Annotated in this window: 10 protein-coding genes; 4 read left to right on the forward strand and 6 right to left on the reverse strand. The window is 50.9% G+C overall.

Annotation, left to right across the window (positions count from 1 at the left end; translation table 11 throughout):
- Window positions 1-27 precede the first annotated feature (27 nt).
- The 3 genes from HMPREF1640_RS02615 to HMPREF1640_RS02625 all read left to right on the forward strand — a co-directional run bounded on the left by HMPREF1640_RS02615 (window position 28) and on the right by HMPREF1640_RS02625 (window position 9,107).
- Window positions 28-3,396: an exodeoxyribonuclease V subunit beta gene (locus tag HMPREF1640_RS02615; RefSeq protein WP_036892121.1), complete on the forward strand. Its 3,369-nt coding sequence runs from the start codon at window positions 28-30 to the stop codon at window positions 3,394-3,396.
- Window positions 3,397-3,478: 82 nt separating this feature from the next.
- Window positions 3,479-6,439, forward strand: a complete 2,961-nt coding sequence (locus HMPREF1640_RS02620) for a PD-(D/E)XK nuclease family protein (RefSeq protein ID WP_036892202.1) — start codon at window positions 3,479-3,481, stop codon at window positions 6,437-6,439.
- Window positions 6,440-6,575: 136 nt separating this feature from the next.
- Window positions 6,576-9,107: an ATP-dependent Clp protease ATP-binding subunit gene (locus HMPREF1640_RS02625; protein ID WP_036892122.1), complete on the forward strand. Its 2,532-nt coding sequence runs from the start codon at window positions 6,576-6,578 to the stop codon at window positions 9,105-9,107.
- Window positions 9,108-9,304: 197 nt separating this feature from the next.
- Here HMPREF1640_RS02625 and rplT read toward each other — a convergent pair whose 3' ends face one another.
- From rplT to HMPREF1640_RS02655, 6 genes are all read right to left on the reverse strand, one after another.
- A complete protein-coding gene (rplT, locus tag HMPREF1640_RS02630; RefSeq protein ID WP_036892124.1) occupies window positions 9,305-9,649 on the reverse strand; it encodes a 50S ribosomal protein L20 in 345 nt (114 codons plus the stop codon).
- Between the two features lie 39 nt (window positions 9,650-9,688).
- On the reverse strand, window positions 9,689-9,886 hold the full coding sequence (gene rpmI / locus HMPREF1640_RS02635) for a 50S ribosomal protein L35 (RefSeq protein WP_036892126.1): 198 nt from the start codon (window positions 9,884-9,886) through the stop codon (window positions 9,689-9,691).
- 79 nt (window positions 9,887-9,965) lie between these two features.
- Window positions 9,966-10,667 carry a translation initiation factor IF-3 gene (infC, locus tag HMPREF1640_RS02640; RefSeq protein WP_036892128.1) on the reverse strand — a complete coding sequence of 234 codons (702 nt, stop codon included), beginning with the start codon at window positions 10,665-10,667 and terminating at the stop codon, window positions 9,966-9,968.
- Window positions 10,668-11,068: 401 nt separating this feature from the next.
- Window positions 11,069-12,127 (reverse strand): bifunctional 3-deoxy-7-phosphoheptulonate synthase/chorismate mutase type II, encoded by a 1,059-nt coding sequence (locus tag HMPREF1640_RS02645; RefSeq protein WP_036892130.1) that lies wholly within the window; start codon window positions 12,125-12,127, stop codon window positions 11,069-11,071.
- Between the two features lie 93 nt (window positions 12,128-12,220).
- A complete protein-coding gene (locus tag HMPREF1640_RS02650; protein ID WP_036892131.1) occupies window positions 12,221-13,042 on the reverse strand; it encodes a lipopolysaccharide assembly protein LapB in 822 nt (273 codons plus the stop codon).
- Between the two features lie 6 nt (window positions 13,043-13,048).
- Window positions 13,049-13,627: a hypothetical protein gene (locus HMPREF1640_RS02655; protein ID WP_036892133.1), complete on the reverse strand. Its 579-nt coding sequence runs from the start codon at window positions 13,625-13,627 to the stop codon at window positions 13,049-13,051.
- 182 nt (window positions 13,628-13,809) lie between these two features.
- Here HMPREF1640_RS02655 and HMPREF1640_RS02660 point away from each other — a divergent pair, with 182 nt between their 5' ends.
- Complete coding sequence (locus tag HMPREF1640_RS02660) at window positions 13,810-14,517, forward strand: hypothetical protein (protein WP_156098689.1); 708 nt, start codon at window positions 13,810-13,812, stop codon at window positions 14,515-14,517.
- Window positions 14,518-14,911: the final 394 nt, after the last annotated feature.

The raw sequence follows: 14,911 nt of genomic DNA on the forward strand, positions 1-14,911 counted from the left end.
AATATCGCAGCCGCGCAAATCAGCCTCATGACAGATTCAACCAAACCTATCACCATTTACAAAGCCAGTGCCGGCAGTGGCAAAACCTTCACGCTGGCCGTGGAATACATCAAGTTGCTTGTGCTAAACCCACAAAACTACCGCAACATTCTGGCAGTGACCTTTACCAACAAAGCAACCGAGGAAATGAAGACCCGCATATTGGGGCAACTTTACGGCATAGGCAACGCGCTGCCAGACTCCGAGGATTACATGGACTGCATGCGGCAGGCGTTTCCAAAGATGGGAGACACCATGATACGCCAAAGGGCCAAGGAAGCTTTGGATCTTGTGCTGCACAACTACCATTATTTCAAGGTGGAGACCATAGACAGCTTCTTCCAGCGCATATTGCGCAATCTCGCGCGCGAGCTTGGGCTGACGGCTAACCTGACGGTGGCCCTGAACGACAGCGAGGTGGAAGAGCGGGCCGTGGACAATATCATTGAGAACATAAGCGGCGACGACGACCCACTGCTCACGTGGGTCATGGATTTTGTCACGGAAAAAATAGACGACGAAAAAAATTGGAATGTCATTGGACAAATAAAAAACTTCGGCAAGAATATCTTCAAGGATTTTTACAAAGAGCACCAGCGAGAGCTAAGGCGCATCATGGACGACCCGGAGTTTTTCAAGCGATACACCAACAAGCTCAGGGCCATGAGAGCCGAGGCCAACAAAACAATGGGAGCCTTAGCCGCGGAGTATCGGAAAATAGTGGACGAGCGCCTCATCACGGACAAAGACTTCTTCCAAGGCGGCAAAGGCGTGCCCGGTTATTACGCCAAGATAGCCGCAGGCAATTTCACGGACGACAAAATGCCCAACTCGTATGTGGCCAAAGCCATCGAGGACCCCATTTGCTTGGTCAGGAAAGGCACCGAGAACAATCCAACCAGCCAAGTGATAATCAGCGAGATAGGACCGCTCTTGCGCCGAACGGAAGAGGAGCGAGAGCGACAAAGCGTGGTGGTAAGGTCGGTCGATCTTACATTGGGCAACATCAATGAGCTGAGATTGCTCGGAAGGATAGAGAGAGAGGTGAGACGCATCAACGCTGACAATAACAACTATCCGCTTTCCAACACCCAAAAATTGCTCAACGATCTTATAGACAAACAAGACTCTCCGTTCATCTACGAGAAGATAGGCGCGCGGCTACGCTATATCATGATAGACGAGTTTCAAGACACCAGCACCGTGCAATGGAGCAATTTCAAGGTGCTGCTGGACGATTGTCTCGCGCACAACAACGGCTCACTGATAGTTGGCGACGTGAAACAGAGCATTTACAGGTGGCGCAATGGCGACTGGCACCTGCTGCAAAACCTCACGCCGGAAAACGACAGCAGGATAGAGATAAAAACCTTGAGCACCAACTATCGCTCCAAACGAAACATCATACGGTTTAACAATGTCTTTTTTAAAATAGCGTCACGGCTGTCTACCGACGACGCCATAGCCACCCTCGAGCTTGGCGACGCTCCATCGCCCTTGCTGCTCGAGGCCCAAGACATAGCGCGCGCGTATGGCGACGTGGTGCAGCGTGTGTCGGCCAAAGAAGCCCAAATGGACGAGAGCGCCGCCGGGTCTGTGACCATTCGGTTGATACCTGCCAAGGAATACGAGACACAAATGATCATGGAGGTTGGCCACACGCTGGAAGAGTTGCTGTCGGCCGGAATTCGCCCGGGGAAAATAGCCATCCTCGCCAGAAACCGAAAGCATATCAGGATGCTTGCCAATTATTTCCAACAAAACGCCATTGAGCTGAACGGTGGGCCCACGATGGTGCCCATGGTGTCTGACGAGGCGTTCCGACTCAGAGCCTCGCTTGCCGTAAACACCATCGTAAGGGCCATGCGCCTGCTGGCAAACCCAAACGACAAGCTCACCGCCGCCGCGCTCGTGAAAGCCTACCGCAAAATAAAAGGCAATGCCGAGTGCGTGCCAGACAGTGAGATGTTTGCCGGGAAAAACGAGCTTTACGAGCAGCTTCCACAAGAAATGACACGCCGCTGGAACGAGCTCCTGTCCACGCCACTTGTGGATTTGGCTGAGAAACTGTATCATATTTTCAATTTGGAAGAGCTGGAAGGGCAGAGCGCATACGTTTGCGCCTTTTTCGACAAGCTCTCCGACTTCGCGCAAGAATACGTGGCAGGCATAGACGACTTCTTGAAAGAATGGGATGAAAACATAGCAGACAAATCCATTCAGAGCGACGAGGTGGATGGCGTGAGGCTGTTGACCATACACAAAAGCAAGGGATTGGAGTTTGAGAACGTGATTATACCTTTCTGCGACTGGAAGACAGAGATGAGCACCGACGTGCTATGGGTGGCTCCCAAACATGCCCCTTACAACGAGCTGCCGTTGGTGCCCGTGAATTTTTACACCAACAAGCTGATGGGCTCCATATACCGCGAGCAATATCAAAGCGAGCACCTGAAAAACCTTGTGGACAACCTGAACCTGCTCTACGTGGCTTTCACGCGCGCCGGTTGCAATCTCTTCGTGTTTGGGAAAAAAGGCCGAGCGGAATACCCCTCTACCTTGATAGGCAAGGTACTCGAGTTCGAGGGGCCCAACCCACTTGAAAAAAATGACGCCGACAAAGATGGGCCAAGGGTCAAATTGGCCGACATACTTCCGGGGCACACCTTGGAAAACGGCGAGGATGATGTCACTACGTTTCAGTTTGGAACGCTATGCCCCGCGCGAGAGGAAAAGACAAAAGCCACGAGCAACGTTTTTGAGCAGGCCGAGCAAGGGGTTAGAATACCTGTCAGGAACTATGACACCAAGGCCATTTTCAGGCAAAGCAATGACAGCGTTAACTTCGTGACGCCCCAAGACGATTTGGATGAAAACGAGAGAAGACAGTCATATATCCAGACGGGAAACATATTGCACGCGCTACTGGCCTCGATCGTGACTGCCGACGACGTGAGCGAGGCTATAGACAAGTTGGAGTTTGATGGCGTGTTGTACGGCAAGCCCATGACGCGCCAGAAGCTAAAGGCAATGGTTGACGACCGACTGTCCAAGCCGGAAGTGGCTCGATGGTTCACCCCCGAATGGCAAGTTTTAAACGAGCGCGATATCTTGTCATACGACAAAAGCAACGGGAATGTCAAGAAAAACCGTCCAGACCGCGTGATATATAATAAGGAGGAGGTGATCGTGATAGACTTTAAGACAGGCAAGGAGATGAGCATGCACCACGCGCAGGTAAGGGGCTACATGGCCTTGTTGCGCGAGATGGGCTACGACAATGTGTCCGGATATTTGTGGTACATAGAACCCAACCGCACCGTAAGGGTGGAACCGGGCCAAGGTAACGAGGTATAGCGCGACAAGATAACCGCATTGGCCCGGTTGACAAGTTTTTATTTGGGTACGGGCAACATTGAAATGGCATAAGAACTGGATGATGAAATCTTTTTTACAATACGTGGCCAAGGACATACTGGCCAAGCACCCGGAGGGACTGAGCGACATAGCGATCGTGTTTCCCAACAAGCGGGCCTCGCTGTTCATGAACCAAGCGTTATACGATGAGCTGGGAAAACCTCTTTGGAGCCCCGCTTACATCACCATAAGCGACCTTTTTCGTCGTCACTCTGAATGGCAGGTGCCCGACCAAATATCGTTGGTTTTCAAATTGTACAACACATTTTGCGAGGTGATGGGGTCCGACGAGCCATTGGACCATTTCTACTCGTGGGGGCAATTGCTGCTGTCTGATTTTGACGACGTGGACAAAAACATGGCTGACGCCGAGAAAATGTTTATCAATCTTGAGGCGTGGCAAGAATTGAAAGACTTCTCGTTCTTGAGCGAGAAACAGCGGGAGAGCTTGGAAAAATTCTTTGGCAAGGTGCTCGACGAAACGGAAATGCAACGTCGTTTTAATGATATTTGGCGACATTTGGCCGACATTTACCGCGCCTATCGAGAAAAATTGATGGAGGAGGGCTACGCGTACGAAGGCATGCTATACAGGCAAGTCGTGGAGAAAGAGACCATTGATTTTCAGCACAAGCATTATATTTTCGTGGGGTTCAACTTGCTTCAAAAGGTGGAGCAACGTCTCTTCAGCCGGTTAAGGGACGAGGGGCGAGCGGAGTTTTATTGGGATTACGACAGCTACTACGCGGAAAAAAACAACGAGGCAGGAAAATTCGTGACCCAATACATGGAGAAATTCCCCAACGAGCTGTCGCGACAGCGCATTTCTCGCGGGCTGGTCCACGAGGATATATACCACAACATGGACGCCCCGAAAGACATATCATATATCTCGGCGCCCACAGAGAATATCCAAGCGCGCTATGTGGCCGAATGGCTGAGGCAGGGCGACCGCGTCAAGGACGGCGCACGCACGGCAATAGTGCTGGGAGACGAGCGCTTGTTGAAAACCGTCATACACTGCCTGCCAGACGAGGTGGAGAACGTAAACATCACTACCGGCTACCCACTGTCGGTCTCGCCGGTGAGCACGTTGGTGCAGACGCTGATAAACCTACAGCTGAAAGGGACCGTCAAAAACACGGACAAATACCTGTTGAGACATGTCGTCAAAACGCTGAGACACCCCTATGCCAAATACATATCCGCCGACTGCCCCATTCTTGCCACCAAATTGGCAAGCGCGCATACCTACTACCCGAGCAGGAAAGAATTGACAAATGGCTATGACGAGGCAATGGCGGAACTGTTCGCGGAGATGAAGCCAGACGATGGCAGGCTGCCATTGCTGCCATGGATTGCCAACATTCTCAAGCGCGTGGGCATGGGGGCCAAAGACGAAGCCGACCCCTTGACGCAGGAATCGGTTTTCAGAATGTACACGATTGTCAATCGGCTGAACGAGATCATGGTGCCTTGCACCCCGGAAATGGGCATGACCTGTGGGAACATAGACGAAAAAAGCGGCAAGCAAATAGTTTCCACGCTCATACTCCAACGGCTCATCACGCAGGTGATACAAAGCGCCACGATACCATTTCACGGCGAGCCGCTACTTGGAATACAGGTGATGGGCGTGCTCGAGACACGCAACTTGGACTTTGACCATGTGCTGCTGCTGTCGTGCAACGAGGGCAACTTACCCAAAAACGTGAACGACACGTCTTTCATCCCACACTCCATCCGGGCGGGCTACGAGCTCACGACCGTGGAAAACAAGGTGGCTATCTACGCCTACTACTTCTACTCGCTGCTGCAAAGAGCGCGCGACGTGACCTTCACTTACAACAACTCCACGGAAGACGGGCGCCAAAGTGAGATGAGCAGGTTCATGCTCCAGCTCATGGTGGAGGACAAAGGGCGCCACGACATTCACCGCAAGACTCTGAAATCTGGCCAAAGCGCGACACTCGTTCAGCGCAAGGCCATAGACAAAGACGGCGCGACCGGTGCCATCCTCGATGCCATGGAGCGCCTCTCCCCATCAGACCTCAACCGGTATTTGAGATGCCAACTGCAATTTTTCTACTACAATATATGCCAGCTAAGGGAAGAGAGAGAGGATAACGCGGACCAAATCGACAACGTGATGTTTGGCAACCTTTTCCACAGGACAGCCGAATTGATTTACAAAGACTTGTCTGACAACGGCAAAAAAACCTTGACCAAGGATGGCATTTCAAGCCTATTGGCAAACAAACCACGCATGGAACGACACTTGAACCAAGCGTTCAGGGACGAGCTCTTCAAGGTGGACAAGCCAAGTTTCGATCCTGAATACAATGGGCTGCAACGCATAAACAAAAAGGTTGTGAGCTTTTACATAGAGCGACTTTTAACGCTTGACAAGGAGCTATCGCCATTTAACATACTGTCATTGGAGGGCGATTTCTATGACAAAATGACATTTCGCGCGCAAGGATCGGACAGGTGCATAAGACTTGGCGGCAGAATTGACCGCATAGATCAGTTAGAAAAAAACGGCCAAGCCGTCATTCGCGTGGTGGATTACAAAACAGGAACGCCGCTGGGAGCGTTGCCATCATGCGTGGAAGACATCTTCAACCCGGCATACGTAGACTCTAAGCACACGGCCTACTATCTGCAAGCCTTCTTGTACGCGTGCGTCGCGCGCCATGGCAATGAAAGTCAAAAGATTATCAACAAGGGACGACATCCGGTGGCGCCAGCGCTCTTCTTCATACGACAGGCAAGCTCAAGCAACTACGACCCAACCCTGAAATTCAACGTCGGAAACAAAAAATACGAAGTGATAGACGACATTGACGCCAAATACGAAGAGTTCATGGAGAGGCTGAAATTGCTCCTTGGAGAGATTTTTAACACGGATATTCCGTTCACCCCGACCGAGGACGGCAATCGATGCGCCTGCTGCCCATACCGGGATATATGTGGACTGTAAATGCCAACGAACCTAAATCACAACATCATAACATATATACGAGTGGGAAGAAAAATATATTTTTGGCACGGTACTTGCACGTTCATAGGAAAAACAGTACTCATTAAGTAAGAATTAGAGAAAGGACAAACCAAATATGACCAGTCAATTTTCGCCCAAAATATCAGAGATACTTGCTTTTAGCAGAGAAGAGGCAGCGCGCCTGACCAGCGGTTTTGTTGGGCCGGAACACCTTTTGCTGGGTATGCTCAGAGAAAAGGAAGGCCCAGTGACTGATCTTTTCGAAAGGTTGGCTATCAGCGTTCCCAACATCAAATACCAATTGGAAGAACGCCTACGCGACAGCCAGCGACCCATGACCGTTCAAACAAGAGACATTTTGCTAAACGACCACGCCAGCAACATATTGAAATTAGCCGTGATCGAAGCGAGAATCTTGCATACCCAAACGGTAGACGTTCAGCATTTGCTACTTGCCATATTGCACGACAACTTGGATAATGGAGCCAAAGAGGTGCTGGAGGAAAACAACTTGACTTACGAGAAGATGTTCCAATTGTTACAAAAGAAACCCATGACAGACGGATTGGACCTGCCTGACGAGGAAGAGGAAGATTTCGAAGACTCCAACATGGAGAGCCAACAAAGTGGATACAAACGGCACGCTACCGCCACCGCTCAGTCCCAAGGCAAGAGCAGCACACCTGTTTTGGATAATTTTTCCACCGACTTGACGCTCGCCGCTACCCAAGGCAAGCTCGACCCCGTGGTCGGACGCGAAAAGGAGATACAGCGAGTGATAGAGATTTTGTGTCGCCGCAAGAAGAACAACCCAATATTAATAGGTGAGCCCGGCGTAGGAAAAAGCGCTATCGTAGAGGGGTTGGCCCAACTGATATCCAAGCGCCGCACTTCCCCGATGCTGTTTAACCGCCGTGTCGTGAGCCTTGACATGACCGCGATAGTGGCCGGAACCAAGTACAGGGGGCAGTTTGAAGAGCGAATTCGCGCTCTCCTGAAAGAATTGGAGCAGAACAAGGATGTCATAGTCTTCATCGATGAGATACACACACTTGTCGGCGCCGGGTCCACCCCGGGGAGCATGGATGCCGCCAACATTATGAAACCAGCGTTGGCGCGCGGCGCCATTCAATGCATAGGAGCCACCACGCTCGACGAGTTTAGAAACTCCATTGAGAAAGATGGCGCGTTGGAGCGACGTTTCCAAAAAGTGCTTGTGGAGCCCACCACAAAAGAAGAGACTCTCCAAATCCTCACGAACGTCAAAAGCAGGTACGAGGAACACCACCATGTCACCTATACAGAGGATGCCATCAACGCATGCGTCAAGCTCACGGAACGCTACGTCACCGACAGATTTTTCCCGGACAAGGCCATCGACGCGATGGACGAGGTGGGGGCGAGAGTGCATTTGCAGCACGCAGAGGTGCCAAAGGAGATTATCGAAATTGAAAAAGAGATAGAGAGTGTCAAAGCCAAGAAGCACCAAGCGGTAAACAGTCAGAATTTTGAGTTGGCCGCCAGTTTTCGTGACAAGCAGACTCAAATGGAACAGAAGTTGCAAGACATGCAACAGCAATGGAGACAAGACGACGCTGACACACGACAGGTGGTGACAGACAAGGAGGTGGCAGACGTGGTTTCAATGATGACAGGCGTACCCCTTCAGCGCATGGCGCAAACCGAGAGCGAACGCTTGGTGAAAATGGGTGACACCCTCAAGAAAGATGTCATAGGGCAGGACAGAGCCATCGAAAAAATGGTAAAAGCCATTCAGCGCAACCGTGTCGGGCTTCGCTCGCCCAACCATCCCATCGGCGCGTTCATGTTTCTTGGCCCGACAGGAGTTGGCAAGACATATTTAGCAAAGAAATTGGCAGAAAACATGTTTGGCTCTGAAGACGCGCTTATTCGCATTGACATGAGCGAGTACACAGAGAGTTTCAACGTGTCGAGGCTGGTAGGAGCGCCTCCCGGCTACGTGGGGTACGAAGAAGGCGGACAGCTCACGGAGCAAGTGCGTCGGCGCCCCTACTCCATCGTGCTGCTCGATGAGATAGAAAAAGCGCACGGCAATGTCTTCAACTTGTTGCTGCAAGCGCTGGACGAGGGAAGGCTGACAGACGGAAACGGACGCACCGTGGACTTTCGCAACACTGTCATCATCATGACCTCCAACGCTGGCACTCGCCAGCTGAAAGAGTTCGGCCGTGGCGTTGGGTTTAACGCAGGCGGTATAGACAATGCCACGGACATGAGCGAGGCCAATAAAGAATACGCACGCTCGGTCATTCAAAAAAGTTTGAACAAGCAGTTCTCGCCCGAGTTCCTCAACCGGCTGGATGAAATTATCACGTTCGACCAACTTGATTTGGGCGCCATCAAGCAGATTATCAACATCGAGCTGCGCGGCCTCATCAAGCGTATCAACGATTTAGGCTATAACGTTCAGATATCGGAGAAAGCCAAAGATTTTGTGGCCACCAAGGGATATGATATTCAATTTGGCGCCCGTCCGCTCAAGAGAGCCATTCAAACGTATATAGAGGACGGCCTTTGCGAGCGTATACTCTCGGGAGATATTAAACCGGGCCACACCATTTCCATTGGCAAAGCTCCCGGCAAAAGCGAATTAACATTTAAATAAGGGTTTCCTGATAATATCAACTATCCGTCAGCGTCTTCGCGTTGAGCGCGACACGACTGGCGGATATTCTTTTTTCCGCTCGCCACCATCCAAGACAAGTCGGCTCGCCCCTGACGATGGCGATGGCGAAACGAAACGCCACAAAAAAAGCGAGTGCCGTTCGCGGCGCTCGCTTTATTATTTTTTTGCGTGGCAGACTATTTCACCTTGTCCACGATTGCCTTGAAAGCCTCGGGATTGTTCATGGCGAGGTCGGCGAGAACCTTACGGTTAATTTCAATTCCCGCCTTGTGCAGGGCACCCATCAACTGGCTGTAGCTCATGTCATGAATGCGCGCGGCGGCATTGATACGTTGTATCCAAAGCGCGCGGAAATTGCGTTTCTTATTCTTACGGTCGCGGTAAGCATAGGTCAAACCCTTCTCCCAGGTGTTCTTGGCTACCGTCCAGACATTCTTGCGAGCTCCGTAATAACCTTTAGTGAGCTTCAGAATTCTTTTTCTTTTTGCTCTTGAAGCAACATGATTAACTGATCTTGGCATAATTTTCCTTCTTTAAACGTTCGACTAAAAAGTTAATAATTAACGGAGACAGAGCAAGTCGCGCACCTGCTTCAAGTTTGTGCTGTCAACCAATGTTGATTTCACAAGGTTCCTTTTTTGTTTCTTAGTCTTCTTAGTCAGAATGTGACTGTGGTAAGCGTGCTTGCGTTTAATCTTACCCGTACCGGTGAAACGAAATCTCTTCTTTGAACCGGAATTAGTCTTTACCTTTGGCATTTTTTGTTAATTTAAATTGTTATCAATAAAAGGTGGCTACGCATATACCTGGCGCTTCCACTCAGTTTTTGCTTCATTGTCACTCCTCGCTATCGGAGTTTTGACCCTTGTTTATGAGATTTTTCAAGCTCTCGCCCCCCTTGGCATTGTCTAACAAGCCGTTTGCCGAGGCGCTCTCGGCAACCTCTGCCTTCATTTTTTCCTTGGCGGCCTGCTCAGCGGCCAACCTGTCTCTTTTTTGTTGGCTCTGCTTCACGACGCTAACCTTTTTCGGCGCGAGGTAGAGGAACATCTTCTTGCCCTCGAGTTTGGGCAACTGCTCCACTTTGGCATACTCCTCCAAGTCGTTGGCGAAACGCAGCAACAGCACCTCTCCCTGTTCTTTGAACAAGATGGAACGGCCTCTAAAAAAAACATAGGCTCGCACTTTGTTGCCCTCTTCCAAGAACCCTTTGGCGTGCTTCAACTTGAAATTGTAATCATGGTCGTCGGTCTGGGGCCCGAACCTAATCTCCTTGACCTCAACCTTGGTCTGTTTTTGCTTCATTTCCTTTTGTCGCTTTTTCTGCTGATAAAGGAATTTGCTATAGTCGATGATCCTGCAAACAGGCGGCTGGGCGTTAGGAGAAATCTCCACAAGGTCCACGCCTTGCTGCCGAGCCAAGTCCAACGCTTGGCGAGTTGGCATCACTTCCGCGCCATTGTCACTGACCACGCGAACCTCGCGGACACGTATCTGTCCATTCACGCGATACTGATTCTTAATATTGCCTTTCTTCATTCAACTATTTTAAAAGCTTAACATATTTATGACCAGACGCATAACGTCCTGATTCAGCGCGCAAAATTACCAAAAATATAGCAACCACGCAAATGTTTCGACAAAAAAAATCAAATATTTTTATATTGACCACTCCCACCAAGCGCGGCATCCGCACAAACGAAAAACACTATCACAATTATGTTGAAAAAACAAGACAAACGGGATGTCTTGCCGAAATGTTATTTTGAGCGCGTGGCCATTGGATATTATTCGCGCGGCGATTAGTGCCCAATGGCCATGCGATTAGTATCGAAACACGCCACGTTTGAGGCCTAAACGCAATGCGAATGGATACTAAAAATGCCGCGCGAACGCTATGGCAAAGACAGCGAGCCTGGCGCGCGTCCACGTCAAGCGTCTTATTGGTTTATTATATCCAATTGTTGCCTTACGCTTTCTTGATGGATAATTTCAAAAATTTTGGCCACGTTTTCAGCGTCAAGCCCACTCGACATGGCCCACGCGCCTCGCTTTTCCAATATCTCGCCATAGCGATGGGGTTGGAAGACCGTCATGTTTTGTTCTTTCTTATATTTTCCTATCTCTCTGCATACACGCATCCGCTCGGCCAACAGCTCCAAAATCCGGTTGTCACACTCATCTATTTGGCGCCTAAGCAGCTTGATGTCCTCAGAGCCGTCAGTCTCTCCGCGCACCACGAGAAGGTCCAAGATGCAACTGAGCACATCAGGCGTCACTTGCTGGCCCGCGTCGGTCCATGCCTCATCCGGGTTGTAATGGCTCTCTATGATAAGCCCATCAAAGCCCATGTCCATGGCTTGTTGGCACAGCGGCGCTATCAGCTCGCGCCGCCCCCCGATATGGCTGGGGTCGCAGATAAGTGGCAAGTTGGGTATGCGGCGATGCAATTCCATTGGTATTTGCCACATGGGCAGGTTGCGATAAATTTTCTTTTCGTAACAGGAAAATCCCCGATGTATGGCCGCCATGCGCTTCACTCCTACCTGATAGAGACGTTCCAAAGCCCCAATCCACAACTCCAAGTCAGGGTTGACTGGGTTTTTCACCAACACCGGCACGTCTACCCCTCGCAGGCTGTCGGCCACATCTTGCATGCCAAAAGGATTGGCGGCCGTGCGAGCGCCTATCCAAAGAATGTCAATGCCATATTTCAGGCAAAGCTCCACATGCTCCGGTTTGGCCACCTCGGTAGCCACAAGCATGCCAGTCTCCTCTTTCACGCGCTTGAGCCAAGGCAAAGCCAGCTCGCCATTGCCCTCAAAACCTCCGGGCTTGGTACGTGGTTTCCACACGCCCGCGCGAAACATGTGGCAACCTTTGTCTCTCAATTGCTTGGCCGTGGCCATCACCCGCTCCTCCGTCTCGGCGCTGCACGGCCCCGCCAAAACAAAGGGACGCACCCTGTCACAGGGCAAATTCAAAGATGTTAATTCCATATTCCATATTTATTTTAAGGCAGGCAGTCGAAGATCGAACGGCCTGAAACGTCGCGCAAAATCGTCACGTCGCGCAAATTGGCCCTCATGCCATCATCCCTGCTTGTTTTCGTCCGGCCTGTCATGGGCGGCCAGCTCCGCCAAGGCGGCCCTGTCAGCTTGCGCCCCAGTGTCATCACCCGTCATTTCTCTTAGGATAGCTCTCTTCTCGTAAGCCTCGGCGCAAAATGGGTTCGCATCTATAACTCTGCCATAATAGCTCATAGCCGCCGTCTTGTCATCCTCCGCGGTCACGCAACGCGCCTTGAGCAGCAGCGCGTCCTCGTTGTCACCAAGCTGCCGGAGCATGTTGTCGGCGTCTTTAGAGGCTTGCTCGATATTACCCATCTTCAGATAGGTTTGCCCCCGAAGCAGGCAAGCCTCCCAAAAGGGGTTGTCCTCAGACACGCTGATAGCCTTGGTGAGATAGCCGATGGCATCGGCGCTCCTGTCCTTTCCTATATACGCGCGCGCGAAAGAATAGTTGGCCATGGCGTTTTCGCTATCTATCCCGATAGCTTTCTCGCATGCGTCTGTCATGGCATCATAGTTTTCCATCATGTAAGCCACGTCTGCCATGCGCAGCCAGATACGCACATTGTCAGGCTCAAGAGAGGCCAAACGGCTTAGCTGCTCATACGCGGCCTCCATATTGTCGCATCTAATCAACGCTTGCGCAAGATAGTCGCGCGTCTCAGCGTCATCTTTTATTTCGAGCGCGTGGGTGAGACACTTGACGGCATAAGGCAGCGCGTTTTGGCGCAACGCGGCCACGCCATCATATTTCAGCGCGTCAAATTCTTTGGCTTGGCGTTCTCGCTCAGCCTCCTCGGCAGTCATGTTGTCGTTGCCAAAAAGTTTTCTCAAGAAGCTCATGAGTTTTTATTGTTTTTTCAATTTTTTGTAATGAGCGTTAGGAATGGCGTCCGCGCGCTCAAACTTAGGCCAATAGCCCTCGGGGGCGAGCCATTTCTGTCCGGGCTTCCGCAGTTGCACGAACGCGTACCGGGCGTTTATGTAGCCATCCTCGCCATCCTTGGCCAACACATAGCACCACGCGCGGCGCCTGTACATCACAACCTTTTTGTTGTCCTTCATGACCGTCTCGTCCCATGTCTCCTGTGGAATGACGGTCGAGATGACGGTCGCATGGCTGTATCGACGCGCGAAATCGGCCCGGCACGCCACATACATTCCCGTGGAGTCTGCCGTGAAACGGTTGGTGGTGTACACCGGCATGTACGACACGCCATCCACCTCCACCAGCGTTTTGTCGCTATCGCTGTCGCCGCCCAACAACTCATTGAGGCTGTCTCCGGTTTTTCGTATGCCACGCTTTATGTCTCTAAACAGCGTGTTCAAACGCTCCTTGGGCGTCTGCTTAATGTCCTTGTACACTTGGGCGTTGGCAGGAATGGCGAGAATGAGTGCCAACAACAACACCGTTAATTGTCTTTTCATACACGTATATGTTTTTAGAACCGTTACAAAGTTAACCAATGTGACGCGAGCCGCGGTATCGTTTTAGCGATTTTTATACAAAAGTATAATAAAAAAGCTAAACCGACACATCGCTATCAACAACTTTACGTATATTTGCGACAACATATCGCTCTCGCGAGCCGCTATCAAAAATTAAGGACATGAACCTCAAAAGATATTTTGTCATGGCGTGGTGCCTCATCGCGGTCACATTGGGGCATGCCCAGCAAGACAAGCTTTCTGCCCTCAACGCCATGAGGCCCGGCATGGCCGGGACCACCGCGGCAGACTCTCTCCATCGCAAGCGCGAGCCTTGCCCAAGCCTTTCTCGCGCCCCACGCGCCTATCCCATATCATGGCCCTGCCATTATATTTATGGTGGCATGCACCAAGGACTCAACGTGAGCCTGAACTTGAGCGCTTTTGCCATGTTCGGCAAGCGCGCGCCAAGCGGCGCCGGCCTCGCGCAAAACATCAATGCCACTTGGCTACAGCCTTTGGGCAAACGGGCGTGGATGGCCGCGGGCGGCTATCTCGACCATGTCAACTGGAATGGAAACAGCTACACCACTGGCGGACTGTATGGCCAATTGGGCTATCAGTTTGACGAACATTGGGCTGGATACATCTATGGCCAAAAATCTATCGTGAACGATGGTCTTGCGGGCTGCGGTCATTATTGGGGGCGTGGACTATACGGCATGCTGCCATCAATGCGCGATGGGTTGAGCGACAAATTGGGCGCGACAGTGAGATGGACTCCAAACCCCACGCTCTCCATAGAGGTTTCGGTGGAGAAAAACTGGTATCCCAACACTCGGACGGTATATCCCGACCGCTACAAATACTGCTACCCATCACCTAAGTAGGACGCTTGACGCCATCTTTCTCACGCAAACCAAAGGTGACATTGGCAAACGCGCGGCGAATTTGAGATTGGTTTTGTCCTGAAACATAGCCGAATATCCATTCGCTAAAAAAAATAAAACAAGATTTGCCAACAGCGAACCTCGCGAAAAAAGACAGTCGTCCCACTGACGTTTCGCTCTTTTCAATCGCGACTGACGACCAATCGCCGGAATCGCGACAGCTCGCGCCGACCAACTGTCTAATAGAGACAAAACAATTTTTGTGACACGTGATAAATTTTTATTATTGTAAATTTTGGTGTTTCTAAAATAATTCTTAAATTTGCGCGTCACATTCAAAATTCAACGGCCAAGTCGTCTCCCTCTATCGGAAACAACAAGAAACGACAAGGCA

Source organism: Prevotella sp. S7-1-8, from assembly GCF_000758925.1.
Classification (GTDB): Bacteria; Bacteroidota; Bacteroidia; order Bacteroidales; family Bacteroidaceae; genus Prevotella.

Excerpts from the sequence above, each read along its gene's own strand:
- HMPREF1640_RS02615 (WP_036892121.1), top strand. The coding sequence starts at position 28 with ATGACAGATTCAACCAAACCTATCACCATTTACAAAGCCAGTGCCGGC.
- HMPREF1640_RS02620 (WP_036892202.1), top strand. The coding sequence starts at position 3,479 with ATGAAATCTTTTTTACAATACGTGGCCAAGGACATACTGGCCAAGCAC.
- HMPREF1640_RS02625 (WP_036892122.1), top strand. The coding sequence starts at position 6,576 with ATGACCAGTCAATTTTCGCCCAAAATATCAGAGATACTTGCTTTTAGC.
- rplT (WP_036892124.1), bottom strand. The coding sequence starts at position 9,649 with ATGCCAAGATCAGTTAATCATGTTGCTTCAAGAGCAAAAAGAAAAAGA.
- rpmI (WP_036892126.1), bottom strand. The coding sequence starts at position 9,886 with ATGCCAAAGGTAAAGACTAATTCCGGTTCAAAGAAGAGATTTCGTTTC.
- infC (WP_036892128.1), bottom strand. The coding sequence starts at position 10,667 with ATGAAGAAAGGCAATATTAAGAATCAGTATCGCGTGAATGGACAGATA.
- HMPREF1640_RS02645 (WP_036892130.1), bottom strand. The coding sequence starts at position 12,127 with ATGGAATTAACATCTTTGAATTTGCCCTGTGACAGGGTGCGTCCCTTT.
- HMPREF1640_RS02650 (WP_036892131.1), bottom strand. The coding sequence starts at position 13,042 with ATGAGCTTCTTGAGAAAACTTTTTGGCAACGACAACATGACTGCCGAG.
- HMPREF1640_RS02655 (WP_036892133.1), bottom strand. The coding sequence starts at position 13,627 with ATGAAAAGACAATTAACGGTGTTGTTGTTGGCACTCATTCTCGCCATT.
- HMPREF1640_RS02660 (WP_156098689.1), top strand. The coding sequence starts at position 13,810 with ATGAACCTCAAAAGATATTTTGTCATGGCGTGGTGCCTCATCGCGGTC.